This is a genomic window from Methanomassiliicoccales archaeon (assembly GCA_013415865.1).
Taxonomy (GTDB): domain Archaea; phylum Thermoplasmatota; class Thermoplasmata; order Methanomassiliicoccales; family UBA472; genus MVRC01.
Genome location: CP058896.1, coordinates 1,202,108 through 1,218,422 on the forward strand (window position 1 = coordinate 1,202,108; position 16,315 = coordinate 1,218,422).

The window sequence follows — 16,315 nt, forward strand, 5'->3', positions numbered from 1 at the left end:
CTCTAAGGAAATGGACAAGATTGTACGGGAGGGAAATACGGAATCCGCATCCGTGAAACGATCATTTCTTAAGAGAGACCACCAAGGAATCCCAAACGAACCCTATTCCAAATCCCAGGAACAAGGAGAACATCTGGACCTGTGAGATGTCTGAGAATAAGGTATAAAAAACATATAGGCTGGCCAGATAGCCTGTGAAGCCTGAGAAAACCAATTTGGCCCCTCTTACGATCCCATGCCTGCTCCCGCTCATGAAAAGCAACTTGTTGGCAACGACAAGATACCCTATCGCAAGCAGCATCGCCACCACGATGGAGTATGTTAGCTCGTTCGTAAGGAAAGTACCTGTCATCTGGAAGACGCCGAACGTGAACACAAGACCTAACAGCAGCGCCGCGATATACCTGCCGAAAACATTCATCAAAAAGAAGGAGGTGGTGATGGCCAACGCTTTTCCACCGATACCGCATTGTCGCATTATGGACAGTATGATGGTGGAGCTAAGCTTCGACTGTCCGCTCCTCCTCGAATCGAATTTGAACTCGACCTCGGCGATCTTTGAGCCCTTAGGTACGAACCTTAGGAGATCGAACAGGCCTTTGAACCCTTTCATCTCGAACTTGTCGCCCTTAGTCTCTATGACACGCTTGCACAGCTCCGTCCTTCCACCGAAGAAGCCGCTCATGGTGTCCACTGAGGTGGGCTGACCTTTGAACCTTAGGTAGGTCCTTGCCATCGTGTCCGCCCCCCAGGATGCTAACCTCCTCATCGATGATAGCTTTCCCCGGTCCTCCCTGACACCTATGACCAGGTCATTGCCGTTCTGTAGCTCTTGTACAAGCCTGCCTACCGATTCTGGTGGATGCTGGAAGTCAGCGTCCATGACAACGAAGAACTCGGTCTTGGTCGCCATGATGCCATCCATGATGGACGCGGTCAACCCCTTCTTATCAGGATCCCGTTCTATGACAATGATATCATGACGCATTCCGAACTCTCGGGCCTTCTGGACAGTACCGTCCTTGGAATTATCATCGACCACGATAATGGATGCCTTTGGGTAAAGACCCACCAGTGCTTCCAACATAGGAACAATATTGTCCACTTCGTTCAAGGTCGGCAAGATGACCGTGAACGGATTTTCTGAGGCCCATCCGGTTTCCATGTCCCTAGGTCAAGAATTTGCCAAACTATTTATAGCTTTGTCGAAAGGCTGACCATTCAGGACGCCCTCATCATTTGATCCAATTATCTGGTCACATCTGTTCTTGCTTCCGGTCCTGCAAAGAATATAATCCCATCGTGTCATTTGCATAAGGTCTGAACATGAAGGTGTCCGTGGGGATATGCGCCTATAATGAGGCCAGGAACATTGCCAGGTCCATCAGGTCGGTCCTTGGCCAGAACCTTGAGGGAGCAGAACTCATTGAGGTGTTGGTGATCTCGAGCGGAAGCACAGACGGCACTGACGAGATCGTACAACAGATCTCGAAAGAAGATGTCCGGGTGAGGTTGATAAGACAGGAAAGGCGAGAGGGAAAGAACTCGGCCGTCAATGAGTTCATGAGGTCGGCGAAGGGGGATATCTTGGCGCTCGTAAATGCGGATAATATCGTCGAAGAAGGGTCTCTCGATGCGCTGGTCAGACCATTCTCAGATCCAAGCGTAGGGGTCGCAGGGGGGCATCCCATTCCAGTGAACCCAAAGAAAAAGGTGGTAGGGTTCGCCGTTCACATGCTGTGGGACATGCACCATAGGCTCTCCCTGATCTACCCGAAGGTCGGAGAGATGATGGCATTCAGGAATCTGCGTATCCAGATACCAACTGGCATGCAGTCTGATGAAGACCTTATCAGGATGGAGCTAGAGAAGAGAGGGCTCAGGACGGTATATGTCGCGGAGGCCACGGTGATAAATAAAGGCCCTGAGACGGTCCATGATTACCTCAAGCAGCGGACCCGCGTCAACATCGGCGAGAGATATATGAAAAAATGGTACGACTATGACATTCCAACGTGGAACAAGAACTTTCTTTTTTCCGCTATCCAGGGGTTCATCAGGGAGAATCGGAAAGATGTGTGGAAAATGTTCTTTGCAATAGGTCTGGAGCTTTTCGCGAGATATTTTGCGTCCCTCCATGTCGCGCTCGACCGTGGGGACAGACCCGTATGGAACATGGTCGAGACGACGAAACAGGTAGAGAGGTAAGCTCTAATCCTGACCATCAAGGATCTCATCGACCGCCTTCGAGAAACCGTCAGGGCCGTCAACTTTCAGACTTCGGATGTTGAACCTCCTTCCCAGCTCCACATCATGCTCACTATCACCAATGATGAATGATCTCGAAAGATCGATCTGGAAATCATCGATGGCCCGCTCGATCATCCCCGTGGCCGGTTTGCGACAGCCACATCCCTGGTCCGGATGGTGTGGACAATAGTATATCCCATCAAATCTTCCACCGTCCTTGCCCACCTCCTCTACCAGGCGGTCGTGTATCTTATTCAAAGTCTCCTCTGTGAAATATCCTCTTGCGACCCCGGACTGGTTCGTGACCATGATGACCAGATATCCCGCATCGTTCAGGCGTTTTATCGCCTTTCCCACACCCGGAAATAGAACAAGGTCCTCAGGCCTGCTGCAATAGGGGACGTCCTTCACGATAGTATCGTCCCTGTCAATGAACACCGCGCCTCTCGCGAACATCCTTTTTTCGACGAGCCCACATATGATGTGACCAGCGACCATATATCCCTCTTGTATCCTCGGGGTCCTCTTCGAAGGTATCTTCAATGCGATGTCCACCATGTCTCCTATGGTCCCACCCGATCCAGTGAACGCGATCGTCGTGGCCCCCAGCTCCTTTGCCTTCTTCAACGCCTTGATGACGTTCTTTGAGCTCCCAGAGGTACTGATGCCGATGACAACATCACCGCCCTGGACCAACCCTTCAACGTTCCTCACGAACACCTCCTCGAAGTTGTAGTCGTTCCCGATCGCGGTTATAGCTGAAAGGTTGGTGAACGCCATGGCCCTCAGCGGAGGCCGGTCCATTGAGTACTTGCCAGTGAGCTCGGCCGCTAGGTGTTGGGCATCTGCTGCGCTTCCACCGTTACCAAAGAAGAACACCGTTTTCCCGGACCTCAAGGAGGCGACGATCGCATCGACTATCTCTAGGACCTTTTGAACTTCTATCGAAGAGATGACCGATGCAGACTCCTCCAGCTCTCTTGATATCTCACGGCTCATCTCATGAACCTCCAGGTCTGAAGCCCATGCTTATCGAAGTTGAAGTGCGTCATCTCGACACCGAGCTTTGCCAGCTCTTTAGCGACGACGTGCTTTCTCTCATAGTCGCAGATAAAGAACATGAAACCACCGCCGCCCGCCCCTGAGATCTTTCCTCCAAGGGCACCGTTTGCCATGGCGGTCGAGTATATCGCATCTACCCTATCGTTGGTGATCTTCTTTGTGAACCTTTTTTTCTGCTCCCAGGACTCGTTAAGAAGCACGCCTATCCTTTTGATGTCCCCCACCATCAGAGCATCCTTCGTCTCCTTGGCCAGCTTTTTTGCGTTATCGAGGGCCTGGACCACATCCTCTTTTTTATCTATGTAGCCCTTTGTCTGCTCGTCGATGATATTGGCCGAGTCCCTGGTCTTCCCCGTATAGCACAATAGCAAAAGATAATGAAGCTCGTTCAAAACGTCCCCCTTTATCCTGAGAGGCGTGACTATGGTATCGTTCCCTTTGAACTCGATATAGTTGAAACCTCCAAAGACCGCCGCATATTGGTCCTGACGACCTCCCTTGAAACCCAGCTCCTCCCGCTCCAATGAATAGGCCAGCTTGGCCATCTCATACTGCGACATCGGCTCGTTCATCCATTCAGTGATCGCGCCCAATATGGACACTATCACCGTGGAAGAGCCCCCCAGGCCGCTTCCAGGTGGGGCATCGCAATGTAAAAACATATCGAAACCCTGCTTGACGTCAAAATGGTTCAAGACGGCCTTGATGAGGTCCAGATTCCCGTCATAAGTGAACAGGCCATTGGCCGTCCATCTCTCCTCTCGCCCATAGTCAAGCGATCTGATGGAGATCTGCCTGTCATTCCTTGGAACGATGCTGCAATATGCATACATGTCAATGGTGGCAGATAGCACGGCCCCGCCCCTCTCATCACAATATGGCGAAACATCTGTTCCTCCCCCAGCAAAACTGATCCTGAGCGGTGCCTTGCTCCTTATCAGGACTCCTTTATCTGACATCTAGACCACCCTATCGCCTACGGTGGATTTATGAGATTCCCTGACCAGGTTAAAAAAGGCAAGGTTGGATAGGATCCTTAATGGCGTCTGATCAACACATACCCTGCAAGCGAAAGGACCGCAATGGCCCCGATCAACGCCATCCCCCATTCCAACATCCCATGCTCATCTTCCTTAACATATGATGGAACGATCGATATATCATGGGATGAGAAGGAAGGAATGTAGATCAATATCTGGACCACACCATCAGCGTCCGCAAGTGCAGACACGGCATCGTCCTCGGATGCTATTGCAGAAGGGACCACTCCATCGATCGCGACTACCTCGACGTCACTACCATCAACCTTTACTGAGATGTCACCGGTTCCAGAAACAATCTTTTTATCCATATTGACCAGGATGACCCTTCCGCTATGCACGTCCGATGAGACCTCGATCACGACCTTCTCATGCTCGGCCTCTTCGACCTTCACCCTTATTGACGCGTCATAGTTCAGATCCTCATAATCGACACCATCCTCATCAGAGGATATAGAGAGTTCAGCTCCAAGGACCCCGCCCATCAGTCCTTGGAACACAGCATTCTCCATTTCTCCATTCCTCTCCCCTATCATCGGATGGAACCTGATCATCAGGTTGTCGTTGGGGGCGGCGGTCATATTGATATACACACCTTGATCGGTATCCTCAATGTCCACGCTCCCATTTTGATTGATAATTGACCCTCTTATCCCAATCCCAGTGATCAGTATTATTGTCTGGTTACCTTCGTTATCGATTTTGGAAGCGTTTATCCCTTCAGCCAAGAGAATTTTGATCCTCCTCTCTTCTCCTTGGTTTTTTATTTGTACCATCCCAGTGGGGTTATCGTGCATCTTGATCGATAACGCAGCTTTTCCTATTTTTAGAATTGAACCGGTAACCTTGACATCGTTCTTATTGAGCTCATAACCTTCAATGGCCAAAAAATCAAAAAGCTGTATCATCTCAACGTTCGACCTCAACTTAAAATCAGAGATGTTGACATTTTCCTCATCTATCATGAAGGTGACAAACTTCCCTGAAGCAACCCCGTCGTTCAGGTTGAATTTTCCAAAAAGGCCAAGCGCGATGGCTCTCTCGTTCTCCTCTGGATCATCATCTTGAGAATCAATATCCTTTGTGGTTGGTTCTGCGGACATAAAACTTGGCAAGCAACACAATATCAAAGAGGCGCACAAAAGCCATGCTATCGATTTTGGACCGATTCTCAAATTCACCACGTCTTTCATATATCTGTAAAAGTTTGAAGCAATTTTCGGTTCAATCATCGAAGTGATCCTACATCGCTAAGGTTAGTTCATCGGATCATTTACCGACGATCATTGCACATCCTTTAAATGTTCATAGTACAAATTGTTCATCATGTCCCCATTAGAACTGTTCCTGGGAATGGTGTTCGCAGGGATGTCCCTGATGGTCTTATCGATATCGCTCATGGCATTAAGGAGACATAAGGAAATTAAAATGTATCTTGTGTCGCTCGCCTTCGTCCTCTACTCGCTCATGGCGGTATTGAACCTTTTGGCCGACGTCATTGAATGGGGCGTCTGGCATATGAGCATTGAAGTTCTGTCCTTCAATATTGGGATCATATTATCGATCTACATGGCCATCGTCAAAGGTTGATGGGCGATGAAAGATCCATTAGCACTTGAGAATCGAAGGCGGATCTTCGAGCACATCGGTAAAAAGCCGGGGACGCATATCAGGGAAATGGAGAGGGAGCTCGGGCTCTCGATAGGGGTCCTTACGTACCATCTTGACCAGCTTGAGATGTCAGGGCTCATAAGGTCAGAGGGCGAAAATCGTAAGAGCTACTTCCGCACCAAGGACTTCACCAAAGCGGATAGACAATTGATAGCGAACCTCCGTTCCAAGAGGGCAGAGCAGATTGCCCTTGCCCTATTGGAAAAGGATGGGTTGTCCTTCAGGGAGATAAGAGAAAAATTGAGGGTATCAAATTCTACCCTGTCTTATCATATGGGTCGCCTTGAAAGGATGGAGATAGTAACAACATCAAAAGTGGAACGGGAAAAGGTGTACCATCTTAAGGACAGGGAAGCGGTTCATCTTGCCCTCATGACCATCGAAAAGACAGAGGACCCAGTGGCTATCTTTATTCGAATATGGGACGCATTAAGCAAGAAAGAATAGGAGCTTACCCGGAGTCGTTCTCATTGATATATTTTTTGTAATGGTAGGTGTTAGAAAAAGTAAATTTTATGATATCATTTTCTATCTTTCGAATATCGTAAATTTATTGCATATTGCGTATGCATGGCCAGATAGTGGCCAGCATGCGAAAATAGTTTTAAGATAGAGTATCACATAACGCACGAAATATGTCAGAATCTACGGGCATACGGGCAACAGCCCATCGCCACCTTTGAAGAAAAAAGGAATGAAACCTATTATGCTCGTTGCGATCGCCATCGTCCTCATTGTGGCGTTGGTGTCCGTCGTTGTTCTAGGAGGGTTCCTGGACAACGATGATGAGAATGCACTCGAGAGGATCCAGAGAAAGGGCAAGATCGTCGTGGGGACCCAGGTCCCGTATCCGCCGTTCGAGAATCTGAACCTAACCACAAACGAGCTGGAGGGGATCGATATCGAGATCATGTATTACATTGCGGACAAACTTGGCGTCCAGATCGAATGGAAGATGATGGACTTCGACCCGTTGTTCGCAGCGGTCCAGACCGGACAGCTCGATTGCGCAATATCCTCGATCACAATAACCGAAGAACGTGACGAGGTCAACGACTTCACAATACCCTATTACGTGGCCAACCAAGCGGTTCTGGTCAGGGAGGAGAGCACCATCGCGAGTATCGAGGACCTATACGGGAAGAAGATCATCACCCAGCTCGGTACCACAGGTCAGTATTGGGTCGATGCCAACCTCGTTGATACGAACAAGATCGATGCGGATGACCACACCAAGTTTGCCGATGTACCTGCAGCCGTACTAACGGTCGAGAACAATCAACAGGACGCCTTCGTTGTAGACACCCCAGTAGCTTGGAAGTATGCCAACGACACCGCCTACAACCTGAAGGTCGGGTTCATCATCTATACCATGGAGCAATATGGGATTCTTATACCTCAAGGTGAGCCTGAGCTGAAGAAGGCCATGGACGATGCTATCGCCGAAATGATCGCTGATGGCACGCTCGAAGAGATCATGCTGAGATGGCTGATCTAAAAACCCCTTTCACTATAATTTTTTTACATATCTTAATAAAGATCGAGCAGAGGTCTCAATATGGCGGTCGAGATCAGATGGGGAATAATCCCGGAGAACATTGATTCCTTTTTAGATGGCCTAGAGGTAACGCTCAAGATAGCGGTGATATCCGTCCTTCTGGGCTTCATCGGAGGGATAATAATCGGGATGGGGAGGATATCCCGGAATCCTGTGACATATGGGCTCTCGACCGTATATGTTGAGGCCTTCAGAGGTACCCCTTTGCTGATACAGATATTTCTTGTCTATCTAGGTCTTCCTCAACTGGGGATCTACATAGATAGTCCGTTCATCGCCGGACTGATAGCATTGTCATTAAACAGTGCCGCTTATCAAGCCGAGATATTCAGAGGAGGGGTACAATCCATATCAAAAGGTCAGATGGAGGCTGCACGGTCACTGGGCCTAAGCTATAATCAGGCCATGATGAAGGTCATCATCCCACAGGCCATCCGGAACGCCCTCCCTCCATACACGAACGAGTTCATTACCATGATCAAGGACTCATCGCTTGTCATAACAATAGGTGTTATGGAACTTACGATGACCGGAAAACTGATAAGCTCCAGCTCAGGACAGTCGATCCCCGTTCTGCTGTTCGTCGCATTTCTCTATTTCATTCTGACGTTCAGCACTGCCAGGATAATGAGGTTCGTGGAGAAGCGTTTTGCCATCCCAGGGATGATGGGGTGTGAATGAACATGAACGGCCCTATTATCGAGACCGTAGGATTGAGAAAATCGTTCGAGGGCAATGAGGTGCTCAAGGGGATTTCCATGAAGATCATGCCTAACGAGGTCGTGGCGATCATTGGTCCTAGCGGGAGTGGCAAGAGCACCCTCCTCCGTTGCTTGAACCTCCTGAACGAACCTACTGCCGGTAAGATTTTTTTCGAAGGTTATGACATCACAGACAAGAACGTAGACATCAACATCGTACGCTCACAGATGACCATGGTCTTCCAGAATTTCAACCTCTTCATGCATCTGACGGCCAGAAAGAATGTATCGCTGGCGTTGACCAAGGTCAAAAAAATGGATAAAGAAGAGGCTGACAGATTGGCGATGGAGGCCTTACGACAGGTAGGACTTGCAGACAAGGCAGATTCGTATCCAGGCCAGCTCTCAGGTGGTCAACAGCAGCGTGTGGCGATCGCAAGATGCATAGCGATGCAACCAAAGGTCATATTGTTCGATGAGCCGACCTCGGCCCTTGACCCGGAGCTCATCGGAGAAGTGCTGGATGTGATCAAGAAGCTGGCATTGACCACGGGCATGACGATGGTCGTTGTGACCCATGAGATGGGCTTTGCAAGGGAGATAGCCGATAGGGTCGTCTTCATGGACAATGGCATTATTGCCGAGGAGGGACCACCAGAGGAGATATTTGTCAATCCAAAGAACGAAAGGACCAAAGTATTCCTCAGGCGCGTTCTAAAGGAGATAGACGAGCTAGACCCATTGAAGCCAAAATACGACGCCCCGGTCATCACGAACGACAATGGAGGCGTCGAGCAGACATCGGACAATGTCCCGGCCCAAAGCGAAGATGAAAGGAAACGGTGGTTCAATTTCGGTAAGGGCCTGAAAGGGCAGAGGACCAAGGACAAGGACCGAGGTTGGTGGCGTTGAGCACATCTCACAAAAATAGGTCATCAGGGAAGCCAACGCCTAAAAATCAAAACCATGTCAATAAATGACAATCATTAAATAGCCACGTCATAATACAATCGGCCACAATGAGCTTCGCTGCCCTTAGGTCCATAATTATTGTCATGGTCAGCGGAAAGCTTATTGTCTGAAGGAGGAGGTGGCTCGGAGGGCCGTCTCCTTTTTGTTCGAGAAAATGAGGTAGTGGATGCTAATGTTGGTCGAATGGTGCATGTCGATGTGCCTAGTATCGGGCAAGGGGGGAAGAAGACCGAAGAGGGTCATGCAGGACAATGAAGGCTCTTCTCAGTTCCAGTTCGCCTGGAATTCGACCCCCAAGTATCCTAAACATTTGGACAATGGAAGGGATGATGAAGGCTATTATGCCCCGATCAAGAAGTTGCACACGATGAAGAATTATGAGGAGACCAGCAAAGGCAGGAAGAAAAAATAGGCGATCGTGGAGGTGTAAATCATGGAAGTCGTGTCGATGGTCGTAAACGACGAGTTCGGCGTAATGCAGAGGATCGTAGGGGAGTTCACCAGAAGGAAGATCAACATCGAGACGATCGTCGTTGGTAAATGCGAGATCCCAGGAAAGGCGAGGGTCGTGCTGAGCGTCAAGGACAGGGCCCAGGCAGAGTCCGTGGTGAGCGCCCTCAAGCAGAGGGTCCATGATATCATTTCGATAGAGATCGTTGATGCCACAAGACATGAGGCCTATGCGTTGACGAGCAACTCGGGCGGTAAGGCAAGACTGATAGGGTCCACGCAGGAAGTGGACTCGATGATCGAGGCGTCCAGGCCAGACAAGTTCGTCAAGGCGATAAACGCCATCTGAGGTGTTCGCATGGCAAACAGCTCGAAGATCTGGATGGACGGCAGGTTGGTAGATTTTGATAAGGCCCAGGTGCATGTTCTGGCACATGGGCTCCACTACGGAAGCGGCGTCTTTGAGGGCATAAGGATATATCAGACCGAGAAAGGAAGGGCCATCTTCCGTCTAAGGGACCACATGGTACGGTTCCTCAACTCGGCCAAGGTGATCTCGTTGAACATACCTTACACCCTGAATGAGCTTTGCCAGGCATGTAGGGAGGTCATGAGGAGCGCCCCCCCGGAAGGTGATTATTTGAGGCCTTTGGCATTCTATGGGATGAACCCGGCTGGAAACATCGGTCTGAATCCTATGAAGATGCCTACCAACGTCATCATCGCCTGCACGCATATGGGAGCATACGTCGGAGCAGAGCAGTTAGAGCATGGGGCCAAGTTGATAACGTCAAGCTGGGAAAAACCCTCCAACAGGGCGGCGATGTTGAACGCCAAGATCACCGGCAACTATATCAACTCGGTCGTGGCGAGGATCGAGGCCATAAAACGCGGGGCGGACGAGGCGTTGATGCTGAACGCCGATGGGACGGTCGCCGAAGGGACCGGGGAGAACATCTTCATGGTCAAGAACGGCCAACTTTACACCCCGCCGCTCGCATCGGGCATCCTGGAAGGCATAACCAGGGACAGCATAATGACGATCGCAAGGGACCTTGGATACCAAGTGGAGGAGAAGGAGATCACAAGGTCGGAGCTCTATCTTGCGGACGAGGCCTTCATGACCGGGACCGCGGCCGAGGTGACCCCTATAGGCAGCATTGATGATGTCCAGATAGGCGAGGGAAAAGCTGGGAAGGTCACAAAGCATATCCAATCGACCTTCGCTCAGGCCGTCAAGGGAAAGGTCCCCAAGTATACATCCTGGCTCGATATGGCCTGAACGGCCCTCTCATGATCTCAAATGACCGTAAGGTTTATGTTGGCAAGGCTCAAATCTTACGACAGTTGAGAATGGGGTCAGTATTATGAGCAAGACCGTTGAAGATCTAAAGAGCGCCTTCGCTGGCGAGTCGCAGGCCAATAGGAAATATCTCGCATTCGCCGTCAAGGCCGAGGAGGAAGGGTTCCCAGAGGTCGCAAAGCTGTTCAGGGCTGCAGCCGAGTCCGAAACGATACATGCAATGTACCACCTGAGAGCGATGGGCGGCGTGGGCACGACCGCAGATAACCTGAGAGAGGCGATCGGGGGCGAGAACTACGAACATACCACAATGTACCCAGCGATGATACTGCATGCAAAGGCCGAAGGGAACAAGGTCGCCGAGACCGGATTTACTTGGGCCAATACGGTGGAAAAGACGCATGAGGGTCTATATGAAAAGGCGTTGGGGGCGGTCAAGGAAAAGAAAGACCTCCCTAAGAGGAAGCTATGGGTCTGCCAGGTATGCGGGCACGTTCATGAAGGAGATGAACCTCCTGAGAAATGTCCTGTCTGTAACAACCCAAAAAAGAAGTTCAAGGAGGCCGTTTGAAGGCCCCGGTCAAATCATTTCCTGCATATCAGTTCCTACCATCATGATTTTATATTTTCTCCTGGCCTATTCAGAATGGTGTTAATGTGTACGAGGTACGTTTCCATGGGAGGGGCGGGCAGGGGGCCGTGATGGCCGCGCAGACCCTGGCCGAGGCAGCTATATTATTGGGCCATCATGCACAGGCCTTCCCTTATTTCGGGGCTGAACGGAGAGGAGCCCCGGTCAGGGCATTTGCCCGCATCGATGATAAGAGGATATCGATCAAATCACAGATCTACGAGCCCGATATGGTCGTGATCCTTGACGAGTCTCTTCTGGAGATAGACCCGGTCGTGGACGGTCTCACAGAGGAAGGTATGGCGGTCGTGAACACCACCAAGTCCCCAGATGAGCTAGACCTTGGTATATCTGTCAGATGCGCGACGGTCGATGCAAGCTCGATAGCAATGGAGGCCATCAAGGCCCCGGCGGTCAACACCGCGATGTTAGGGGCCGTGGCAAGGATGTCGGACCTGGTCACATTGGAGACGGTCAAGAGGGCGATCGAGGACAGGTTCGGTGAGAAGCTAGGTCCGAGGGCGGCAGAGGCCAACATATTGGCGGCAGAGCTGGCATTCGAAAAGACAAGGACGGGCATCTGCAAAGCTGATAGAACGATCTTTCAAAAGAAGGTCTGGCTCCCGACATGGGAGGAGCTGCCGACCGGAACAACGGTCTATCCTGAGCATATAGATGGCGTGGCCGTGGGCCCAGGCGGTTCGATGCAGAACCTGACCGGTACATGGAGGAACGCGACGCCAAGGTATCTGAAGGACAAATGTATCAGATGCCTTAGATGCTGGTTCTGCTGTCCTGAGGGGTGCATAAAAAGGTCAGAGGACGACCATGTGAGCTGGGATTATAGGTATTGCAAAGGGTGCGGCATCTGTTCCAACGTCTGCCCTGTCAACGCGATCGAGATGACAAGGGGGGTGACAGAGTGGTGATGAAAGTGCTCAGCGCAGACCATGCGGTCGCCTGGGCCGTCAGAAGGGCGAAAGCTGAGGTGATACCAGCTTTCCCGATCACCCCGCAGACCTTGATAATGGAGCTCTTGGCGGAGTTCATCGCTGATGGGGAGATGGATGCCGACCTTATAACCGCGGAGAGCGAGCACAGCGTCATGAGCATCGCGGTAGGGGCCTCGGCGGGAGGAGTAAGGACGTTCACGGCCACGGCATCCCAGGGACTGGCATTGATGCATGAGATGCTCTATGCCGCGCCGCAGAACAGGTTGCCCGTGGTGATGGTCAATGTCAACAGGAGCCTTGGCGCGGCGGCCGGGATATGGGTCGAGCACAACGACTCGATGCCCGAACGAGAGTCAGGGTGGTTGCAGGTCTATGTGGAGGATGGGCAGGAGGCCCTAGATATGGTGCTCCAGGCCTACCGCATCGCTGAGGACGAGAGGGTCCTCCTGCCAATAATGGTCTGTCTTGACGGGTTCATCCTCTCGCACACGGTGGAGAGGGTGGAGGTCCCAGAGCAGGAAGATGTCGACGCATTCCTTCCGAGGTTCAAGCCCGCCTTCGCGTTGGACCCTGAGGACCCTTCGACGATAAACGCGATAGTCCCGCCCGAATATGCTATGGAAATGCGGTATCAGCTGGACCGCACGGTCGAGAGGTCCAAGATGGTCATAAAGGAAGTGGATGAGGAGTTCAAGGAGAGGTTCGGTCGAGGTCACGGAGGTCTGATCGACACCTACAAGATGGATGACGCCGACCACGCCCTGATCTGTCTGGGCACTGCCACCAGCACGGCACGCGCGATCGTGGACGAGCTCAGGTCACAGGGCAGGAAGGCCGGTCTGATCAAGCTGCGCTTCATGAGGCCATTCCCGCATGAAGAGCTTAGGGAGGTGTGCTCGGGATTGAGGGCGGTAGGGGTGTTCGACCGGTCCATCGGCTTCAACAGGTATGGTCCAGTGTTCACCGAGGTCTCGAGCTCGCTCAGCGGCCAGGGCCTGAAGGTCACTGACCACATAGGGGGCCTTGGAGGGAGGGACATCACGCTCCGGGACATGAGGGATATCTATGCGATCATCGGATCTGACGCCGAGGGAAAGGAGGTCAAGCGAGTCAACTGGCATGGGCTGAGGGGGGTGCAGACTTGAGCGAGGATGATATATCGACCATCAAGCAAATGCCCAGGAACGACTACTTCCTGAGCGGGCATGGGGCGTGTCCCGGATGCGGCGTGGCCATCGCCGTGAAGAACATCATGAGGGTCCTCGGGAGCGAAACTACCGTTTACGTACCTGCGTCCTGTCTCATCGTCTTCAGCGCCCTCTATCCCACCTCTGCTTTCAAGGTCCCGTTCTTCTTCACGGCGTTCGAGAACACTGGAGCGGTCATCACGGGCATCAAGGCCGCGCATAGAAGGAGAGGGGTCCAAGGGAACGTGGTAGGGTTTGCCGGTGATGGAGGTACCTTTGACATAGGGCTCCAGGCCCTCTCAGGGGCGGCGGACAGGGGAGAGGACGTCCTATATGTCTGTGTTGACAATGAGGCCTATATGAACACCGGCATCCAAAGGTCCGGGGCCACGCCTTTCGGGGCTTGGACCACCACATCCCCCATTGGAAAAAGGATACAGGGGAACAGACGGATGAAGAAGGACATAATGGATGTGGTGATAGCCCACAACCCATCATATGCTGCCACCTTGTCGATCGCACACTTCAATGACTTCATAAAGAAGGTGGACAAGGCAAAGAAGAAGAAAGGTTTCAGATTTCTTCACGTGCTCACGCCCTGCGTGCCCGGTTGGAAGATCGAATCGTCAAGGACAGTGGAGATAGCGAGATTGGCAGTAGAGACCGGAATGTGGACGCTCTATGAATACGAGGATGGGGAGGCAAGGTCGACCTATAGGCCGCAGGAGATGAGGCCCGTGACAGAATATCTGCAGCTTCAGGGCAGGTTCCGACATATGAACAACGAGGACCTAAACAACCTTCAAAGATATCTGTGCAACAAATGGTACTATCATTACGGGCACGACATCGAGCAGCCGGTCTGCAGGATCTACAAAGGTGAGAAGGAGCTTCATTTCGATGGGGACCCCCTTCACGGGGTATGACAGGCCACCGAGGAAAATTAGACGGAGACCGAACCGTGCAGGAGGTCAATGAGGCAGATGGGCATCTGGACAGACCCTCCGAAGACATCTTGAGAAGCTACAAATCCTTTTATATGACCACTCCTTTGTGTCGTCCTGCTCTTTTGAGCCAATGAATAATGAGGATGTTCAACAACATCGGAAGGAGGTAAAAGAATGGCAAAGCCAATCTTCGTTAAGTTCGAGATGCCGAAGGAACTGCAGGACAAGGCCTACGAGGTCGTCGAGCTAGCTCGCGACTCTGGTAAAATAAAGAAAGGGACCAATGAGGTCACCAAGCTCATCGAGCGCGGCGAGGCCGTGCTTGTCGTCATGGCCGAGGATGTCCAGCCCCCAGAGATCCTGGCCCATATGCCCTTCCTTGCGGACGAGCGGAACGTTCCATATGTCTATGTGCCTAGCAAGGCGGAGCTGGGGAACGCCTGTGGGCTCGAGAAGCCGACCGCTTCAATAGCGGTCCTGGATGCGGGCAAGGGAAAGCCAGTCCTTGACAATCTGGTCGAGCAGGTCAAGAAGCTCAAGAAGTAAGAAAAGGTGTGAGAAATGGCAGAGGAAGAGGGAACGAGCATCCCTTCAGAGGTCGTGGAGATAATCGGGCGCACAGGTATGACCGGCGAGGCGACGCAGGTCAAGGTCCGTGTGCTGGAAGGACGCGACAAGGGCCGTATCATCACCCGCAACATCATGGGTCCAGTCCGCATGGGCGACATCCTGATGCTCCGTGAGACTTCCAGGGAAGCAAGGAAGCTCTCCATCCGTTAATAAAATGGAGGAAGAAAGATGGTCGAGCAAAAGCTATGCTCCTTCTGCGGAGCGAACATCGAGCCCGGGACAGGCAAGATGTACGTCAAGAAGGATGGCACGGTGTACATGTTCTGCACCAACAAGTGCAAGAAGAACATGATAGAGTTGGGCCGAGTCCCGCGCACCACCGAGTGGACCCGCGCATATGCGCAGACCAAGGCGGCCACGAAGGCCGAGAAGCACCTCGGTACGAAGGCCGAAGAGAAGGCGTGAGCGGATGATCGAGCGCACGTTCGTCATGTTAAAGCCAGACGCAGTCCAGCGCGGTCTCATCGGCGAGATCGTCTCCCGGTTCGAGGCCAAGGGCTACAAACCTGTCGCAATGAAGCTCATGCGCATCCCGCGCGAGCTCGCCGAGAGGCACTATGCCGAGCATAAGGGCAAGGGCTTCTTCAACGGTCTGATCGACTACATCACTTCAGGACCCGTCCTGGCGATGGTGTGGGAGGGAGAGAACATCGTGGCCGACATGAGGGTCATGATGGGGAAGACCAATCCGAAGGACGCGGCGCCTGGAACGATACGCGGGGATTTCGCGCAACAGACCGGAAGGAACATAGTGCACGGTTCCGACTCGGTCGAGTCGGCAAAGCGCGAGATAGACCTGTTCTTCAACGACTATGAGCTCCAGTCATGGAGCCGCAGCGTTGACAAATGGCTCTATGAGTGAGGGCTACAAACCCTTTTCATTTTCTCGGCCCATCCATCCCAGCGTCGGAGACGGGCCTATGTTTCTAAGGAAAATACATATAGAGAATGCCTAATCCG

The 16,315-nt window shown here is 51.9% G+C and carries 21 protein-coding genes and 1 pseudogene; 17 read left to right on the forward strand and 5 right to left on the reverse strand.

Features of this window, described 5'->3' with window-relative positions; genetic code table 11:
- Window positions 1-61 precede the first annotated feature (61 nt).
- A complete protein-coding gene (locus HPY73_05990) occupies window positions 62-1,165 on the reverse strand; it encodes a glycosyltransferase (protein QLH75033.1) in 1,104 nt (367 codons plus the stop codon).
- A gap of 161 nt (window positions 1,166-1,326) precedes the next feature.
- Between HPY73_05990 and HPY73_05995 the strand changes: the two genes are divergently transcribed.
- Window positions 1,327-2,208 (forward strand): glycosyltransferase, encoded by an 882-nt coding sequence (locus tag HPY73_05995; protein ID QLH75034.1) that lies wholly within the window; start codon window positions 1,327-1,329, stop codon window positions 2,206-2,208.
- Window positions 2,209-2,211: 3 nt separating this feature from the next.
- Here HPY73_05995 and HPY73_06000 read toward each other — a convergent pair whose 3' ends face one another.
- The 4 genes and pseudogenes from HPY73_06000 to HPY73_06015 form a co-directional block, all read right to left on the reverse strand.
- A complete protein-coding gene (locus tag HPY73_06000; protein ID QLH75698.1) occupies window positions 2,212-2,706 on the reverse strand; it encodes an HAD family hydrolase in 495 nt (164 codons plus the stop codon).
- Window positions 2,701-3,249: pseudogene (locus HPY73_06005) on the reverse strand (SIS domain-containing protein). The gene HPY73_06000 and the pseudogene HPY73_06005 overlap by 6 nt, the downstream one beginning before the upstream one ends.
- Window positions 3,246-4,271, reverse strand: a complete 1,026-nt coding sequence (locus HPY73_06010) for a hypothetical protein (protein ID QLH75035.1) — start codon at window positions 4,269-4,271, stop codon at window positions 3,246-3,248. Before HPY73_06010 ends, HPY73_06005 begins: the two are co-directional and overlap by 4 nt.
- 77 nt (window positions 4,272-4,348) lie before the next feature.
- Complete coding sequence (locus HPY73_06015) at window positions 4,349-5,455, reverse strand: hypothetical protein (protein ID QLH75036.1); 1,107 nt, start codon at window positions 5,453-5,455, stop codon at window positions 4,349-4,351.
- A gap of 223 nt (window positions 5,456-5,678) precedes the next feature.
- On the opposite strand from HPY73_06015, the gene HPY73_06020 reads away from it, so the two are divergent.
- From HPY73_06020 to ndk, 16 genes are all read left to right on the forward strand, one after another.
- A complete protein-coding gene (locus HPY73_06020; GenBank protein QLH75037.1) occupies window positions 5,679-5,942 on the forward strand; it encodes a hypothetical protein in 264 nt (87 codons plus the stop codon).
- Between the two features lie 6 nt (window positions 5,943-5,948).
- Window positions 5,949-6,470 (forward strand): winged helix-turn-helix transcriptional regulator, encoded by a 522-nt coding sequence (locus tag HPY73_06025; protein ID QLH75038.1) that lies wholly within the window; start codon window positions 5,949-5,951, stop codon window positions 6,468-6,470.
- Window positions 6,471-6,702: 232 nt separating this feature from the next.
- Window positions 6,703-7,521 (forward strand): amino acid ABC transporter substrate-binding protein, encoded by an 819-nt coding sequence (locus HPY73_06030; protein QLH75039.1) that lies wholly within the window; start codon window positions 6,703-6,705, stop codon window positions 7,519-7,521.
- A 60-nt stretch (window positions 7,522-7,581) separates the two neighbouring features.
- Entirely contained in the window at window positions 7,582-8,262 is a 681-nt protein-coding gene (locus HPY73_06035) for an amino acid ABC transporter permease (protein QLH75040.1), read from the forward strand.
- Window positions 8,263-8,276: 14 nt separating this feature from the next.
- Window positions 8,277-9,194, forward strand: coding sequence for an amino acid ABC transporter ATP-binding protein (locus tag HPY73_06040; GenBank protein QLH75699.1), 918 nt, complete (start codon window positions 8,277-8,279; stop codon window positions 9,192-9,194).
- A 256-nt stretch (window positions 9,195-9,450) separates the two neighbouring features.
- The gene (locus HPY73_06045) at window positions 9,451-9,666 is read left to right on the forward strand and encodes a hypothetical protein (GenBank protein ID QLH75041.1); all 216 of its coding nucleotides are present in this window, start codon (window positions 9,451-9,453) and stop codon (window positions 9,664-9,666) included.
- Between the two features lie 21 nt (window positions 9,667-9,687).
- A complete protein-coding gene (locus HPY73_06050; GenBank protein QLH75042.1) occupies window positions 9,688-10,053 on the forward strand; it encodes an ACT domain-containing protein in 366 nt (121 codons plus the stop codon).
- Between the two features lie 9 nt (window positions 10,054-10,062).
- Window positions 10,063-10,986 carry a branched-chain amino acid transaminase gene (locus tag HPY73_06055; GenBank protein ID QLH75043.1) on the forward strand — a complete coding sequence of 308 codons (924 nt, stop codon included), beginning with the start codon at window positions 10,063-10,065 and terminating at the stop codon, window positions 10,984-10,986.
- Between the two features lie 85 nt (window positions 10,987-11,071).
- The gene (locus HPY73_06060; protein QLH75044.1) at window positions 11,072-11,578 is read left to right on the forward strand and encodes a rubrerythrin family protein; all 507 of its coding nucleotides are present in this window, start codon (window positions 11,072-11,074) and stop codon (window positions 11,576-11,578) included.
- 86 nt (window positions 11,579-11,664) lie between these two features.
- Window positions 11,665-12,567: a 2-oxoacid:acceptor oxidoreductase family protein gene (locus tag HPY73_06065; protein QLH75045.1), complete on the forward strand. Its 903-nt coding sequence runs from the start codon at window positions 11,665-11,667 to the stop codon at window positions 12,565-12,567.
- The gene (gene porA, locus HPY73_06070) at window positions 12,561-13,736 is read left to right on the forward strand and encodes a pyruvate ferredoxin oxidoreductase (GenBank protein ID QLH75046.1); all 1,176 of its coding nucleotides are present in this window, start codon (window positions 12,561-12,563) and stop codon (window positions 13,734-13,736) included. Before HPY73_06065 ends, porA begins: the two co-directional genes overlap by 7 nt.
- Before the next feature lie 29 nt (window positions 13,737-13,765).
- Window positions 13,766-14,704, forward strand: coding sequence for a pyruvate synthase subunit beta (locus HPY73_06075; GenBank protein QLH75700.1), 939 nt, complete (start codon window positions 13,766-13,768; stop codon window positions 14,702-14,704).
- A 195-nt stretch (window positions 14,705-14,899) separates the two neighbouring features.
- Window positions 14,900-15,271 (forward strand): 50S ribosomal protein L7ae, encoded by a 372-nt coding sequence (locus HPY73_06080; protein QLH75047.1) that lies wholly within the window; start codon window positions 14,900-14,902, stop codon window positions 15,269-15,271.
- A 15-nt stretch (window positions 15,272-15,286) separates the two neighbouring features.
- On the forward strand, window positions 15,287-15,505 hold the full coding sequence (locus tag HPY73_06085; GenBank protein ID QLH75048.1) for a 30S ribosomal protein S28e: 219 nt from the start codon (window positions 15,287-15,289) through the stop codon (window positions 15,503-15,505).
- Between the two features lie 18 nt (window positions 15,506-15,523).
- Window positions 15,524-15,760: a 50S ribosomal protein L24e gene (locus HPY73_06090; GenBank protein ID QLH75049.1), complete on the forward strand. Its 237-nt coding sequence runs from the start codon at window positions 15,524-15,526 to the stop codon at window positions 15,758-15,760.
- Between the two features lie 4 nt (window positions 15,761-15,764).
- The gene (gene ndk / locus HPY73_06095) at window positions 15,765-16,217 is read left to right on the forward strand and encodes a nucleoside-diphosphate kinase (protein QLH75050.1); all 453 of its coding nucleotides are present in this window, start codon (window positions 15,765-15,767) and stop codon (window positions 16,215-16,217) included.
- The last annotated feature ends 98 nt before the right edge of the window (window positions 16,218-16,315 follow it).